This window comes from Streptosporangiales bacterium (assembly GCA_009379955.1).
Taxonomy (GTDB): domain Bacteria; phylum Actinomycetota; class Actinomycetes; order Streptosporangiales; family WHST01; genus WHST01.
Genome location: WHST01000053.1, coordinates 25999 through 40761, shown reverse-complemented (window position 1 = coordinate 40761; position 14763 = coordinate 25999). Strand labels below are relative to the sequence as shown.

12 protein-coding genes and 1 pseudogene are annotated in these 14763 nt (G+C 72.0%); 8 read left to right on the top strand and 5 right to left on the bottom strand.

Translation table 11 applies throughout. The features are described 5' to 3' along the window. The first annotated feature begins 144 nt into the window (after positions 1-144). Positions 145-1094, top strand: a pseudogene (locus GEV10_16820) (aldo/keto reductase). A gap of 233 nt (positions 1095-1327) precedes the next feature. Continuing rightward, positions 1328-1993 (top strand): FCD domain-containing protein, encoded by a 666-nt coding sequence (locus GEV10_16815; GenBank protein MQA80119.1) that lies wholly within the window; start codon positions 1328-1330, stop codon positions 1991-1993. A gap of 3 nt (positions 1994-1996) precedes the next feature. Here GEV10_16815 and GEV10_16810 read toward each other — a convergent pair whose 3' ends face one another. Genes GEV10_16810 through GEV10_16795 form a run of 4 tightly spaced genes read right to left on the bottom strand, consistent with a single transcriptional unit; the run spans position 1997 to position 6933 of the window. Beyond that, on the bottom strand, positions 1997-2992 hold the full coding sequence (locus GEV10_16810) for a gfo/Idh/MocA family oxidoreductase (GenBank protein MQA80118.1): 996 nt from the start codon (positions 2990-2992) through the stop codon (positions 1997-1999). A gap of 16 nt (positions 2993-3008) precedes the next feature. After that, entirely contained in the window at positions 3009-4685 is a 1677-nt protein-coding gene (locus GEV10_16805; protein MQA80117.1) for a hypothetical protein, read from the bottom strand. A gap of 6 nt (positions 4686-4691) precedes the next feature. Continuing rightward, complete coding sequence (locus tag GEV10_16800) at positions 4692-5930, bottom strand: M24 family metallopeptidase (protein MQA80116.1); 1239 nt, start codon at positions 5928-5930, stop codon at positions 4692-4694. A 55-nt stretch (positions 5931-5985) separates the two neighbouring features. Next, a complete protein-coding gene (locus tag GEV10_16795) occupies positions 5986-6933 on the bottom strand; it encodes a C-terminal binding protein (GenBank protein MQA80115.1) in 948 nt (315 codons plus the stop codon). Between the two features lie 176 nt (positions 6934-7109). On the opposite strand from GEV10_16795, the gene GEV10_16790 reads away from it, so the two are divergent. The 4 genes from GEV10_16790 to GEV10_16775 are packed head-to-tail and all read left to right on the top strand — an operon-like array spanning position 7110 to position 10692. After that, positions 7110-7370 carry a hypothetical protein gene (locus GEV10_16790; protein MQA80114.1) on the top strand — a complete coding sequence of 87 codons (261 nt, stop codon included), beginning with the start codon at positions 7110-7112 and terminating at the stop codon, positions 7368-7370. Further along, positions 7367-8215 carry an Ldh family oxidoreductase gene (locus GEV10_16785; protein ID MQA80113.1) on the top strand — a complete coding sequence of 283 codons (849 nt, stop codon included), beginning with the start codon at positions 7367-7369 and terminating at the stop codon, positions 8213-8215. The genes GEV10_16790 and GEV10_16785 overlap by 4 nt, the downstream gene beginning before the upstream one ends. A gap of 30 nt (positions 8216-8245) precedes the next feature. Further along, positions 8246-9016 (top strand): 2,4-dihydroxyhept-2-ene-1,7-dioic acid aldolase, encoded by a 771-nt coding sequence (locus tag GEV10_16780; protein ID MQA80112.1) that lies wholly within the window; start codon positions 8246-8248, stop codon positions 9014-9016. After that, on the top strand, positions 9013-10692 hold the full coding sequence (locus tag GEV10_16775) for a thiamine pyrophosphate-binding protein (protein MQA80111.1): 1680 nt from the start codon (positions 9013-9015) through the stop codon (positions 10690-10692). The genes GEV10_16780 and GEV10_16775 overlap by 4 nt, the downstream gene beginning before the upstream one ends. On the opposite strand, the gene GEV10_16770 is transcribed toward GEV10_16775, so the two are convergent. After that, positions 10649-11587 (bottom strand): NAD-binding protein, encoded by a 939-nt coding sequence (locus GEV10_16770; GenBank protein MQA80110.1) that lies wholly within the window; start codon positions 11585-11587, stop codon positions 10649-10651. The two genes, GEV10_16775 and GEV10_16770, sit on opposite strands and share 44 nt — an antisense overlap. Between GEV10_16770 and GEV10_16765 the strand changes: the two genes are divergently transcribed. Continuing rightward, on the top strand, positions 11470-12579 hold the full coding sequence (locus GEV10_16765) for a CoA ester lyase (GenBank protein ID MQA80109.1): 1110 nt from the start codon (positions 11470-11472) through the stop codon (positions 12577-12579). The two genes, GEV10_16770 and GEV10_16765, sit on opposite strands and share 118 nt — an antisense overlap. Then, positions 12576-14684 carry a hypothetical protein gene (locus GEV10_16760; protein ID MQA80108.1) on the top strand — a complete coding sequence of 703 codons (2109 nt, stop codon included), beginning with the start codon at positions 12576-12578 and terminating at the stop codon, positions 14682-14684. Before GEV10_16765 ends, GEV10_16760 begins: the two co-directional genes overlap by 4 nt. Positions 14685-14763: the final 79 nt, after the last annotated feature.

Below are 14763 nucleotides of genomic sequence, written 5' to 3'. Positions count from 1 at the left end.
GCCACCAACCAGCCGGGACTATTCACCCACTGGCAACACGGTGCACTCCCCAGCGGCTCGACGACGGGAGCCGTGTGACGCGAGAGTGTCACGCACGGTTCTACGAGCGGCGGCGGGTGCAACTCCCGCCGCCGACTCACCATCATGGAGACTCGTTCGATCGGTTCCCTGTCCGTGTCGCTGGTCGGCGTGGGCTGCAACCAGTTCGCGCGCAAGATCGACGAACGGCGGGCAGGCGACGTGGTCGACGCTGCGCTCGACGCCGGCATCAACTTCTTCGACACGTCGGACCGGTACGGGTACGGCGACCTCCCGTTCTCCGGGCACGGTCGCTCTGAGGAGTTCCTCGGCAAGGCGTTGAGGTCACGTCGCGAGAGGGTCGTGGTCGCGACGAAGTTCGGCAACCCGATGGGCGACGACCCGCGGAACAGGGGCGGCAGTCGCCGCTGGACTCACCTCGCGTGCGACGACAGCCTGCGCCGGCTGGGCACCGACTACATCGACCTCTACCAGATCCACCGGCCGACCCGGACACGCCGATCGAGGAGACCCTCGGCGCGCTGACCGAGCTGATCAAGGCCGGCAAGGTGCGCGAGATCGGCTGCTCCAACTTCACGACCGCCCAGCTCGAGGAGGTGGTCGCCGCCGGCGGCCGGCAGGGCGACGCGTCGTTCGTGAGCGTGCAGAACGAGTACAGCCTGCTGTCCCGCGAGCCGGAGCGCGGGGTGCTCGAGGTGTGCGAGAGGAACGGCGTCACGTTCCTGCCGTATTTCCCGTTGGCCGGTGGACTGCTCACCGGCAAGTACGGCAAGGACAGGCCGGCGCCGGCGGACTCGCGGCTGGCGAACTTCGCGCCGAACCGCCCGCACCTCGGCCTCACCGACGAGAACCTCGACCGGGTCGCGCGCCTGTCGGCGTTCGCCGCGGAACGCGGCCACACCCTCCTCGAGCTCGCGTTCGCCTGGCTCGCGGCGCGTCCGATGGTGGTGTCGGTGATCGCGGGCGCGACACGGCCGGATCAGGTCCGCGCGAACGCCGCGGCCGTCGACTGGCGGCTCACGGTCGACGACCTGGCTGCTATCGACCGGATGTGACGCCCGTTCAGCCCGACACGACGCGCGGTTGAGCTGTCGTCGAGTGTGTGCCAGGTAAGATGATCAGCGTGCAGGTTTGATATGATGGCCTTTATATACTCCACGATCGACACAGCTGCGATCGTCGACGCCTGACGATGTGCGTTGTCGTAGTGTGAGAGGTTCCAGGTAAAGATGCGGTCGTCTGCACGGTCATATTCGAGAGTACGGAACGGAAAGAGGCGGTGGTGGTAATGGAGATCGCCGCCAGCCTGGCGGGTCGTAAGACGGCCCACGAGTACGTCAAGGACTCACTGCGTCAGGCGATCCTCCGCGGGACCATCCCCGGTGGCTTCCGCCTCGTCCAGGCCGATGTCGCCCGCGACCTCCAGGTGAGCACGACCCCCGTCCGCGAGGCGCTGCGCGACCTGGCAACCGAGGGGCTCATCCGCCTCGACCCGCACCGTGGTGCGATCGTCCACCGCCTGTCGTACGACGAGACGCGCGAGATCCACGACATCTGCAAGATGCTCGAGCCCGAGGCCATGCGGCAGGCGACCAAGGTCATCACCGAGGAGACCTTCGCCGACGCCGAGGACCTGATGACCCAGATGGAGGCCGAGGACGACCCCGGCCGCTGGGCCGATCTCAACCGCCAGTTCCACGGCGTCCTCATCCAGGACGTCGACTCGAAGTACCTGCTCGACATCCTGCGCACGCTGCGCGACCTCGCCGCCATGTACGTCGGCCTGGCCATCCAGTCGCGGCCGGTGCAGATGAAGGAAGCCAACAAGGAGCACCACGAGTTCATCGACGTCCTGCGCAGGCACGACGCCGGAGCGGCCGCCAAGCTGTCGCGCCGTCACCTCGACCTGACGCTCAAGACGCTGGAGAGCTCCCGCCACCTCCTCGAGGCCTGACCGCTACTTCCTCGCGCGGATCTCGTCCAGGTCGACGACGCGGGCGGTGGTGACACTCTCGACGATGCCCTCCAGGACGGCGACCACCTCGAGCGCGGCTCGTCCGTCGGTCTCCGGGGTGGCATCGCCCCGTACGCAGGCCGCGAACTCGGTCAGCTCGTCCTCGATGGTGTCGAGGGTCTCCACCTGTTGCTCCGACCGCTCCTTCTCACCCACCACCTGGAAGTAGAAGCGCGCGCCGTCGACCTCGTTCCACGCCGCGGCCTCGGTGCCGTGGACGGCCGTCCGTGCGACGTCCGGGACGACCATCGACGTGGACAGGACGCCCAGGGCGCCGGACTCGAACTCGATCGTGACCGAGGTGACGTCGTCGAGCATGCCGAGGCCGAGATGCCGGCGGCTGAACGCCGCGAGCCTGGACGGCCTGCCGGCGAGGTAGATCAGGTTGTCGGCCATGTGGACGCCGAGGCCGGTCATCCCGCCTGCCGGGCTCTCCGCGGGGTCACCGCGCCAGCCCGTCCGCGGGTCGAGGCCGCTCGGCTTGGAGAGGTTCGCCTCGAGGTGGTGGACGACGCCGAGTGCGCCCGACCCGACGAGGTCCTTGAGTCGCCGCGTGGCCGGTTGGCGTCGCCTGTTGTGCCCGACCTGCAGGACGACGCCGGCCTGCTCGGCCGCGGTGACCGCGCGCCTGCCCTCGGCGACGGTCAGGGTGAACGGCTTCTCGACGAACACGTGCTTGCCGGCCGTCGCGGCCGCCTCGACGATGCCGGCGTGCGTCGAGTGCGGGGTGGCGACGAGGACCGCCTCGACCTCCGGGTCGGCCAGCACCGCGTCGAGCGAGTCGGCCTGCCGGCAGTGGTTCTTGCTGCCGAAGTCGTCGCGCGCGTGATCGCTGCGCGCGAAGCACGACACGATCTGCAGTCCGGCGTTGCCCGCGCGATCTGCCAGGACCTGCCCCCACCAGCCGAGTCCGACCGAGGCGACGCGTACGGCGTTCATGGTGCTCCTTGGATTGTCACGGGGTGGGGCGGTGGTACGACACGGTGCCCGTGTCGCCGTCGACCGCCAGCAGAGCGCCGTCGAGGTCAGGCAGCGGCGGGAGGTCCTGGCTCGCGACGACCGCGGGGACGCCGAGCGACCTCGCCACCTCGATCACGTGGGCCGCGGCCGAGCCGGTGACGGTGACGAGCGCGGCGGCGTCCCAGAGCAACGGCGAGAGCGAGGGGGTCGGCGCCGTGGCGACGACGACCTCACGGGCGCCGCGTCCGGACGGTACTGCACCACCGGCCACCCGTGCGCGGCCGGCGCCGATGCCGGCCGCAGCGCCGATGCCGCCGACCGTGGTGCCGCGGGTCTGGGTGACCGCCGCGAGGAACGGCTCCCAGCGACGCGCGCCCGCCCACGACTGGTGACCCGCCGTGCCCGCCGCACGGGCCAGGTCGGCGGCGTCGCAGCCGAAGACGTCGGACGCACGACGCAGCCGGCCGTCCGCCGCCAGCCGCTCACCGACCGCGAGCATCAGCGCGAGGAGCTCGGAACCGCCGTCGGCATCGGGTACGGCGAGCTCGTCGAGCGTCGCCAGTGCCGCACCCGGGGCGTCGCCGCGCAACGCGCGCAGCAGGTCGCTACTGCGGGTGACGGCCTCGCTCGCCGAGGTAGCCCAGACCCGCGCGGCCAGCTCGCCGGCGAGCCGGCGCAGCCCGTCGAGGTCGACGGCGTGCGACGCGGCTGCGGGTGGTATCGCCGGTACGGTGCGCGCGCCGAGCAGCCACGGGAACACCAGCTCGTCGCAGGCGCCGCCGGGAAAGGCCAGTGCGAGCGCGGCGACGCGGTCGGCGGCTCGTGTGTCGAGCTCGGCGAGGCGGGTGACCGGCGCGGGTGGGGGAGGCGCGGTCTCCGGCGCGGGCATGCTCTGCAGCAGGACCAGCCCGCCGCCGGTCCACGCCCACTCGACGACACCGTGGCCCAGCCTGTCGTGCACACGCCGGACGAGCGCCGCGACCTCGCGCGCGCGGGCCTCGTCGAGCACCGCGTGACCGGACCCGCCGACCGTGCCGTCGGGTGCGACGACGACACGGTGGCCGTCGGCGTGCCCGTCCATCAGCGCCGCCGGCGATCCGGCGACGGCCTCGACGGTGACCGCCCCGTCCGCCAGCCGGGCGAGCCCGGCGACCTCGGGGACGACACGCGGCTGCAGCAGCACCGCGAGGGCGAGGCTCTCCGGCGGCCGTCCGGTGTGCTCGGCCCGGTCGAGCGCGTCGACGCCGAACGCCGAGGCCCAGCAGCCGCGCACGGCCGTCGCGGCGTCGTCCGGCCCGATCTCGGAGAAGGTGCTGAACGCCCCCGACCACTCCCCGGACGCCTCGACGTCGGCGGACGAGCGGACGACGACGTCGCCGCCGAGCGCGGTCACGGCGACGCGCAGCTGCTCGCTGAGCGCGGGCCGGACGGCGACCGTCATCGCCGCGCGGCGGGCTCCGCCACTGCCGCGTTCACCGAGAGCCTTGGCGCCCGCGGCGAGTGCCTCGGTGGCCTCCCCGGCAGGCACCACCACGCCGGGGAGGACGGGCAGGCCGACCGACCGCGCGCGACACAGTCCGGCCGCCTTGCCACCCGCCACGGCCGCGTCGCGGCACCGCGGATCGAAGAGGTCGAGGACGGCGCCGGAGAGGCCGGTGCGGGTCTCGGACATCGGCCGCTAGTCGATGGCGACGATCTCGTGCGACGCGTACGTCGACACGGCTTCGGCGCCGGTCTCGTTGACGATCAGCATCTCCTCGAGGCGCACGCCGAACTCGTGCAGCTTGCCGTGCTGGGTCTCCAGTGCGAAGACCATGCCCTCCTGGATCTCCTGCGGGTAGTCGAGCGACCAGATGCGCGAGATGACCGGCTGGTCGTACTGCGCCAGGCCGAGGCCGTGGCCCCAGAAGTTGGCCGCCGCCTGGTCCTCCTCCTCGTACCCCCAGACCTCCTTGGCCGACGGCCACTGCGAGGCGATGTCCGCCGTCGTCGCGCCCGGCCGGACGGCGCCGATCGCGTCCCACAGCCACTTGTGTGCGAGGTCGTAGTACTGCTTGTGCTCGTCGGTCGGCTTCCCGCCGACGCAGTACGTGCGGTACACGCAGGACTTGAAGCCGTTCCAGGTGAGCGCCGCGAGGTCGATGATCACCAGCTCGCCCGGCCGGACGATGCGGTCGGAGAAGTTGCGCCAGTTGGGCCACGCGTTCGGACCGGACGAGACGATGACGTCCTCGACGTCCTCCATGCCGGGGATCTTGTAGAGGTTCTCGAAGCCGAACGCCGCGATCTCGTTCTCCGTCATGCCCGGCTTGATGAAGTTCGTGAACTTGTAGTGGAGCGTGTCGCAGATCGACCCGACCATGCGGACGGCCTTCTGCTCGTCCGGGCTCTTGATCGCCCGCGCCTCCATCATCGGCGTCATGCCGTCGGTCCACGTGAGGCCGACGCGCTCGAACGCACGGATCATGTTGATGTCGATGAAGTCGACGCCGAGCGGCTGGTCCCTGACGCCGGCGTCCTCGAGGTCGTTGACCAGCGCCTGGGTGAACTTCTCCACCTGTCGCTCGGACGCCGGACCCGCGGCGCCCTTGATCCACGAGTACGAGTACCTGATGTTCTCGTGCGGGATCCAGGGGTTGTGCACCTTGAGATGCTGGCCGATGTCGCCCTGCTCGTAGACGATCGGCTCCTTGCCCTCGACGAGCACGACGTAACGCAGACCGGGCTTGAGACGGTTCCAGCCGGGCGTGTACGTCGACGACACGTAGCGCATGTTCTCGTCGAACATGAGCAGCATGGCGCCGAGTCCGTGCCTGCTCATCGCCTCGCGTGCACGGCGCAGCCGCCACTCGCGCACGTTCGGCCAGTTGATGCCTTCCTTCCAGTCGGTGCTGGCTACGCCGAAGGCTTCCTTCACATCTGCTCCTCTGATCGGCCGAACGGGACAGCTGCGCGAGTGGTCGGTCGTGCGTTCACGGCAGCACCTGGTAGTCGAGTGCCTCTCCGCGCAGTACCTTCACGATCTGCGTCGCCGCCTTGCGCTGCGACTCCTTCAGCGACGACTCGGAGTAGAACGCCGTGTGCGGCGTGGCGATCAGGCCGGGCACGTCACGCAGCTGCTCAGGATCGGGTGGCTCGACCTCGAACACGTCGAGACCCGCTCCGCGCAGCCGGCCCTCGCGCAGTGCGGCGAGCAGGTCGGCGAGGACGATCAGCGGTCCGCGCGACGTGTTGACCACGACGGCGTGCGGCGGGAGCAGGCGCAGTGCGTCGGCGTCGATGACTCCGCGCGTGTCCGGCGTGAGCGGTGCGTGCACAGAGAGCACGTCGGACCCGCGGAGCAGTTCCTCGAACCCGACGAGTGCGGTGCCGTCGTCGACGGACGTGACGTACGGGTCGTGCGCGACGACGGTGGCGCCGAGGAGCCGGACGGACTCCGCGAGCCGCCGCGCGATGCGCCCGTAGCCGAGCAGGCCGACGGTCAGCTCGGACACCCGCGACACCGGCCTGATGCCGTCGACGCCCCACGCGCCCTCGTCGAGCTGGCGCATCGACTCGGGAAGGCGCCTGACCAGTGCGAGCACCAGGGTGAGCGCGTGCGTCGCGACCTCCTCGACGCAGTAGTCGGGCACGTTGGTGACGACCATGTCCGCCCGCTGTGCTGCCGCGATGTCGATGTTGTCGGTGCCGATGCCGTACCGGGCGACGATCCTGCACTGCGGTGCGCCTTCGATGAACCCGGCGTCGATCGGGAGGTAGGTGTTGAGCATCGCGATCGCGTCGCCGGCGAGGGCGAGTGCGCCCTCCCGCGTGCCGTCGGCGACCACGAGGTCGAGGCCGGCGTCGCCGAGGATGCGGCGTTCGAGGTCGACGTCGGGGAACACCTGGTCGGTCACGACGACCGTCTGACGTGCGCTCATCGGCGGCTGCTGACCAGGGTCGATGCCTCATCCAGGCCGGTCGCCGTCACCGCTTCCACGCTGCCTCCTCGTGTCGGTGCCGGTCCGCCGTCAGGCGAAGATCAGATTACATACATCATGCACAATCGGCAAGAACGCGCGATCCGCTTGACCGATAATTCTATAATCTATAGGGTTTGTCCGTGAATTCGGTGGCGATCGAGGGTGCTGACGTCCGTCTCGATCCCACGCGCCTGACCACCTTCTGCGCCGCCGCGCTCACCGCCGCGGGCGCGAGTGACGACGACGCCGCGCTGACGGCGCGGCTGCTCGTCCGCACCGACCTGCGGGGCACGCACTCGCACGGGGTGCAGACGCTGCCCGCCCACGTCAGGAACCTGCGCGAGGGCGGCACGCGGTCACCCGCCGCGATCGACGGGTACGCGAGACCCCGGTGAGCGCCGTGATCGACGGCGGGGGCGGGATCGGCTTCGTCGTCGCCACCCGCGCCATGGGGGTGGCGATCGAGAAGGCCCGGGCGTCGGGTCTCGCCGTCGTCGTCGTTCGCAACAGCAACCACCTCGGGGCCGTGGGCCTCTACGCGCTGGCCGCGGCGGAGGCCGGATTCCTCGGCCTCGCCACGAGCAACGCCTCTCCGATCATGGCGGCCGCGGGGTCACGGCACAAGGCCGTCTCCAACGCTCCGTTCGCCTACGCGGTGCCGACCGGGCTGTTCCCGCTCGTCCTCGACGTCGCGATGAGCGCGACGGCGGGCATGAAGGTGCGGCTCGCCGCGGAGCGGGGCGAGGAGATCCCGCTCGGCTGGGTGCTCGACGCCGACGGTCGCGCGACGACGGATCCGGGCGCGTACGCCGCCGGCGGGTCGCTCGCGCCGCTCGGCGGGCACAAGGGCTACGGCCTCGCGCTGCTCACCGAGGTGCTGGCCGGCGCGTTGAGCGGCGCGGCCATGACGCGTGCGGTCGTGCCGTGGCTCGTCGAACCCGGCACACCGACGAACGCGGGCCACGCGTTCGTCGTCATGGACGTCGAGTGCTTCATGGGTCGCGCCGAGTTCGAGGCGCGCATGCGGCTCCTCGTCGACGAGATGCACGAGCTGGAGACCGCGCCCGGTGTCGACCGCGTCGTCGTCCCCGGCGAGCCGGAGCACCACGCCGAGCGGCGCGCGGCGGCCGAGGGCCTCGTCCTCGAACGGGTCGTCTGGGGACACCTCGAACGCGTGGCCGAGACCCTCGACCTCGGTGACCTGCTCGCCTCGTTGCCGCTGTCGCACACCGTGACCTGACGCCGCCCACCCCACGAGAGGACGAGTCCGTTGACCACACGATCGTTGCGCCAGGCGTTGTCCACCAGCGGCCCCCAGCTCGGTGCCTGGCTGCAGATGCCGAACCCGGTCGCCGCGGAGGCCGTCGGGCGCGCGGGCTTCGACTGGGTCGGGATCGACACCCAGCACGGGCTCATCGGGTACGAGACGATGCTGCACATGCTGCAGGCGGTCGCCGTGTCCGGCACGCCGACCGTCGTCCGCGTCTCGGGCAACATCCCCGGCGAGATCGGCCGGGCGCTCGATTCGGGAGCGCAGGGGATCATCGTCCCGCTGATCGAGTCGCCCGAGGAGGCGGCGAAGGCGGCCGATGCCTGCCGCTACCCGCCGCGCGGCCACCGCAGCTGGGGCGCGCTGCGTCCCGCGCTCGAGCACGTGCCGTACTCGCCGGCGCTCGGTGACGACCAGGCCGTGTGCTTCGTCATGGTCGAGACGGTGGCGGGCGTCGACCGCATCGACGAGATCGTCGCCGTCGACGGGGTCGACGTCGTGTACGTCGGACCGAGCGACCTCGCGTCGTCCGCGGGGCTGCCGCCGATGCTGGAGCTGCGCGACGCCTCGCACCGTGCACTCGTCGAGCGCATCGCCGCGTCGTGCCAGCGGGCGGGGCGGTGGTCGGGCATCCATCCGCCGTCGCCCGACGTGAGCTGGTACAAGGAGGTCGGTTTCAACCTGCTGCCCGTCTATCGCGACCTGCCGGCCCTGCAGGAGGGCGCGAGTGCCTCGATCGCCGAGGCGCGCAAGTCGATGGGGTCGGCATGAGTGCCGCGCTCACCGGCGCGCGGTTCCTCGCGTCGATGCTGGAACGGTGCGGGCTCACGCACGCCTTCGTCGTCCCGACGATCCTGAGCGAGACGCTGATCGCGATGGACGAGCACACCGGCGTCGAACGCGTCGTGACCCACGGCGAGAAGGCCGCCGCGTACATGGCCGACGGCTACGCGCGGGCGTCGGGACGGATCGGGTTCTGCGGCGCGCAGAACGTCGGGCGTGCCAACCTCGCCGCCGGGCTCCAGGACCCCTACCTCGCGGGGTCGCCCGTGCTCGCGGTCACCGGTGGACCGGTGCCGTCGAGCCTCAGTCGTCGCGCGTACCAGGAGATCGACGCGTTCGGCATGTTCGCGCCGGTGACGAAGTCGAGCGTGCACGTCGAGTCCGTCGATCGGCTGCCCGACGTCCTGCGGCAGGCGCTGCGCGACGCGACGACGGGTCAGCCGGGGCCGGCACACGTCGAGCTCGCGGGCCATGCCGGCGAGCCGATCGAGCACGCGTCCGCGGAGCTCGACACCTTCGTCGACACCAGGTACGCCTCGGTGCCCGCACTCCGTGCGGCTCCCGAGCCTGGTGCCGTCGCCGAGGCGTTGCGGGTGATCGAGTCGGCGGAACGCCCGATCCTGGTGGCCGGCGGCGGCGTCCGCGCGTCGGACGCGTCCGCCGAGCTCGTGGCGTTGGCCGAACGTCTCTCGCTGCCCGTCGCGACGTCGCTGAACGGCAAGGACACCTTCCCCGGTGACCATCCGCTGTCCGTAGGCGTCGTCGGCTCGTACAGCCGTACGTGCGCGAACCGCGCGGTGAGCGAGGCCGACCTCGTCGTGTACGTCGGCAGCCAGACGTCCAGCCAGGTGACGCACGGCTGGCAGGTGCCGCCGGCGTCGACGCCGGTGGTGCACGTCGACGCCGAGCCGGCGGAGCTCGGCCGCCACTACCCGCGGACGACGCCCGTTCTCGGCGACGCGAAGCTCGCGCTCCAGGCGCTGCTCGGCGCCGCCGGCTCGCCGGCCGACCGGACGTCCTGGGTGGCGCGCGTCCAGACGCTCGTCGCGGAGTACGTCGAGGAGCGGCGGCCGTTCATGGAGTCCGACGAGTCGCCGGTCCGGCCGGAGCGGCTGTGCGGCGACCTCACCCGGCTGTTGCCGTCCGACGCGCTGCTCGTCGCCGACACCGGCCACGCCGGCATGTGGACCGGAGGCATGGTCGACCTGTGCCACCAGGGCCAGGGCTACATCCGCGCGGCCGGCTCGCTGGGGTGGGGACTGCCCGCGGCCATCGGCGCGCAGCTCGCGGTGCCCGACCGTCCGGTCGTGCTCTTCACTGGTGACGGCGGCTTCTGGTACCACGTCGGGGAGCTGGAGACCGCGGTGCGCTGGAAGGTCCCCCTCGTGGTGGTGGTCAACGACAACCGCTCGCTGAACCAGGAGATCAACCCGTACACGAAGGCGTACGGCGGCGAGCTGCGCGGCCGCCACCACGAGATGTGGCAGTTCGACGACGTCGACCTCGCGGCCGTCGCGCGGTCGATGGGCGCGTCCGGCGTACGGGTCACCCGGCCGGCGGACTTCGAGCCGGCGTTCGCCAAGGCTCTCGAGGCCGACGGCCCGACCGTGGTCGACGTGGTCACCCCGCTGGACGCCCTGGCCCCACTGGGCTACGCGCCGTAGACAGGTCGGAGACGCCGGCCAGGGTGCGCAGGACCTCGACGATCACGGCGTTGTCGCGGTCGCCGTGGCCGTTCGCGATCGCGGCGCGCACCAGGCCGTTGAGCTGCGCCTGCGCCGGCAGCGGCGCGCCGTTCCTGCGGCCGAGGTCGAGGATCAGCTGCGCGTCCTTGTCGTGGGTGCTGATGCGCGACGCCGGTTCGGCGTAGTCGTGCTCGACCATGCGTCGCCCCCACATGTCCATGGCCGTGCTGTGCGCGGCGCTCGCCTGCAGCACGGCCAGCATCTGCGCGGGGTCGAGGCCGACCTTCTCGGCGAGGACGAGGCCCTCGGCGAGCGCGTACCTGTTGAGGCTGAGCACCTCGTTCACCACGAGCTTGGCGCGCATGCCGTCGCCGGTGCCGCCGACGTGCCTGATCTCGCGGCAGAACGCGGCGAGCACGTCCTCGACCCGGGCGACGGACGTCGCGTCGCCGCCGACCATGGCCAGCACGTCGCCGCGCGCCACCATGCCGCTGTAGCCGCTGAGCGCCGCGTCGAGGAACGTCACGCCGGACGGCGCCAGCCCTTCGGCGACGGCCTCCGCCTGCTCGGGCAGTGTCGTGCTGGTGTCGACGACGACCGTGCCGTCGCGCGCGCCGGCCGCGACGCCGTCCCGGCCGAGGCACACCTCCTGCGACACCTCGCCGTTCGGCAACGACAGGAGCACGACGTCGCACCCGGACGCGACGTCCGCGGCGGTGTCGACGACCGTGCCGCCCCGGGCGACGTGCGCGTCACGTGCGGCGGGGGACGGGTCGCAGCCGACGACGGCGCGACCCGCCGCGAGGAGCCGGCCGCTCATGGCCGTGCCCATCAGGCCGAGACCGACGAGTCCGATCGGGTCCGTGCCGGGCATGGGCGCCTCCGTTGCGTGTGAGCAGTCGCCGAGCCGTGAGGAGCGTTGTTACACTATGCAAAATATTGACGACGGACAACGGTCCTCGGGGAGGGACGAAGGTGCTCCCGTTCCGCAGCCTGCTCTTCTCGCCCGGCTCCGACGCCCGCAAGCTGGCGAGGGCGGCGACGTCCGGTGCGGACGCGCTGATCTACGACCTCGAGGACGCCGTCGCCCCGTCCGCACGAGCGCAGGCGCGACGGGCCGTGGCCGAGGCTCTCGCGCGGACCGACCGGCCGCCGGTGTTCGTCCGGCCCAACCATCCGGACACCGGCGAGATGTACGCGGACCTCGACGCGGCCGTCGGTCCGCACCTCTACGGCGTGGTGCTGCCGAAGGTCGAGACGGTGGACGAGATGCGCCGCCTCGACGAGGCGCTCGCCGAGCGCGAGGCGCGTCACGACATGGCGCTCGGGTCCGTCGTCGTCCTGCCGCTCGTCGAGAGCTGCCGCGGGCTGCGCGTCGCGTACGACATCGCCGTGAGCTCGCTGCGCGTCGTGGGCCTCGCGTTCTCCAGTGGCGAGGACGGCGACTTCATGGCCGACCTGCAGGGCGAGTGGACTCCCGCGGGCGAGGCGATGATGTACCCGCGGAGCAGGCTCGTCTGCGACACCAGGGCGGCCGGTCTCTGGTGGCCCGTCGACGGAGTGTGCATGTCGCTCGACGACGACGCGACGCTCGAACGGGAGTGCGCGCTGGCCCGCGTCCTCGGCTACCAGGCGAAGATGGCGATCCATCCCGCCCAGCTGCCCGTCATCCACCGCGCCTTCACCCCGTCGCCGGAGGACGTGACGCGCAGCCGCGAGCTGCTGGCCGCGTACGCGCGTGCTGAGAGCGACGGCAGTGGCGCAGTCCGCCACGAGGGCAGGATGGTCGACCGGGCGAACGTGCTGCGCGCCGAGCGGATCATCGCGCGCGCGGACGGCGTCGCCGCTCTCGGCGGGTACCGATGAGCGCCGCGCTGGACCGTCTCCTGTGTCCCGAGTCGGTCGCCATCGTCGGCCTGTCCACGGACCCACGCAAGCACGGCGCCCGCGTGCTCTCGGCCCTGCGCCGGTTCGGGTTCGGCGGCAAGGTGTGGGGCGTGCACCCCAAGGCGACGGAGATCGACGGCGTCCCCACCGTCCCGTCCCTACGCGACCTGCCGGAAGGGCCGGACGCCGTCGTGCTCGCCGTGCCAGGTACGCAGGTGCCGCGGGTGCTCGAGGACGCCGGTGCCGTGGGGTGCGGCGGCGCCATCGCGTTCGGCGGTGGCTTCGCCGAGGCGGGCTCGGAGGGCGCCGCGTTGCAGGCGCGGGCACGCGACGTGGCGCGTGACAGCGGTGTACGCCTGCTCGGTCCCAACTCCGCCGGCGTCATCGACGCGTCGGCACGCGTCGTGCTGAGCTTCCTCACCTGCCTCGACCGGTCGCCGCAGAGCCTGCGGCCGGGTCCGGTCGGCGTGGTGACCCAGAGCGGCGGCACGGCGAGCTACCTGCACAACCTCGCCGCCGAGCGTGGCAGCGGCCTCGCGGTGACCGTCTCGACGGGCAACGAGGCGGACGTGGGTGCAGGTGAGGTGATGGAGACGCTGGTCGCACGACCTGACGTCCACGCGATCGCCCTGATGCTCGAGACGGTGCGGGACGGTCCGCGCTTCCTCGCGGCCGCGCGCGCCGCGGTCGAGGCGGGCAAGCCGGTCGTCGTCTGCAAGATCGGGCGCAGCGAGGTGGGCGAGCGCGTCATGCGCACGCACACCGGCGCGATGGCCGCGCCGTGGCGCCGCTACCTCGCGGTGTTCGAGGCGCTGGGCATCACCGTCACGGGCACGCCGGAGGAGCTCTTCGACGTCGCCGAGCTGATGGCGCGGGCACCCGTGCCCGCCGGTGGCGACGTCGGCGTCGTCACGCACTCGGGTGGCACGGCGGTGCTGCTCGCGGACAAGCTCGACGAGGCACGGGTGACGCTCCCCGAGCCGACGCCCCGGTTGCAGCGCGACCTCGAGCCGTACCTGCAGCACGGTGCGCCGGGCAACCCGACCGACCTCGGCGGCATCATCACCGAGCCGGGGCGGTACCCCGAGGTGGTGCGGTTGTTCGTCCACGACTCCGCGTACGACCTGGTCGTGGCCGCATCGACGCCACACCCGCGTGAGCACACGCGCGACCGGGCCGCGGAGCTCGCGGCGATCGCGCGCGCGTCCACCACCCCGGCGCTCAACCTGTGGCTGGCCGGGGACGTCGGCGCCGAAGGTCTGCAAATCCTGCGTGGCGCCGGTGTTCCGGTGACCACGAGCGTCGACAGCCTGGTCCGCGCGGTCGCCGGGCTGGTGCGGTTCGGCGAGGTTCGGCGGCGACCGGTCGTGCGGGCGGGCGAGCCCGACCCGGACGTCAGGGCCGGCCTCACAGACCTTCGGCGTGACGGCGCGGTCGACCTGACCGAGGTGGAGGGCAAGCGGGCGCTCGACCTCCTCGGCTACCCGACGTTGCGTCGCGCCTTCGCCCGTACGTCCGACGAGGCGGCGAAGGCCGCCGCGGGCATCGGGTTCCCGGTCGTGGCCAAGGTCGTCTCGCGCGACGTGGCGCACAAGACGGACCTCGGCGGCGTCGAGCTCGATCTCCGCGACGGCGACGCGGTGCGGCGCGCCTGCGAGGCGATCGCCGGGAACGTCCGCACGTCCGCGCCTGACGCCGAGGTCGACGGCTACCTCGTCGAGGAGTACGCGCCCGGCATCGAGATGGTGACGGGGTTCGTCACCGACCCGGCGCTCGGGCCGCTCGTCGTGGTCGGCACGGGCGGCAGCCTTGCGGAGGCGATCGACGACGTCGCGCTCGCTGTGCCGCCGTTCGACGTCGAGCAGGCGCTCGGCCTGATCCACTCGCTGCGCGGACACCTGCTGCTGCGCGGCTACCGTGGCGCCCCGGGCGCGGACGAGCCGCAGCTGGCCGCTCTCGTCGCGCGACTCTCCGAGATCGCCGTGACGTACGGCGACGTCGTCGACGAGCTCGAGGTCAACCCCGTCGTGTACGCGAACGGACACTGGCGCGCCGCCGACGCCGTGGTCCGTCTGTATCCCTGACCTCGATCATATCGACAATATGATATAGCATCGTGGCTCCGAGCGCGGACGGCTCACCGCGCGCCCCAGTCCGGGAGGC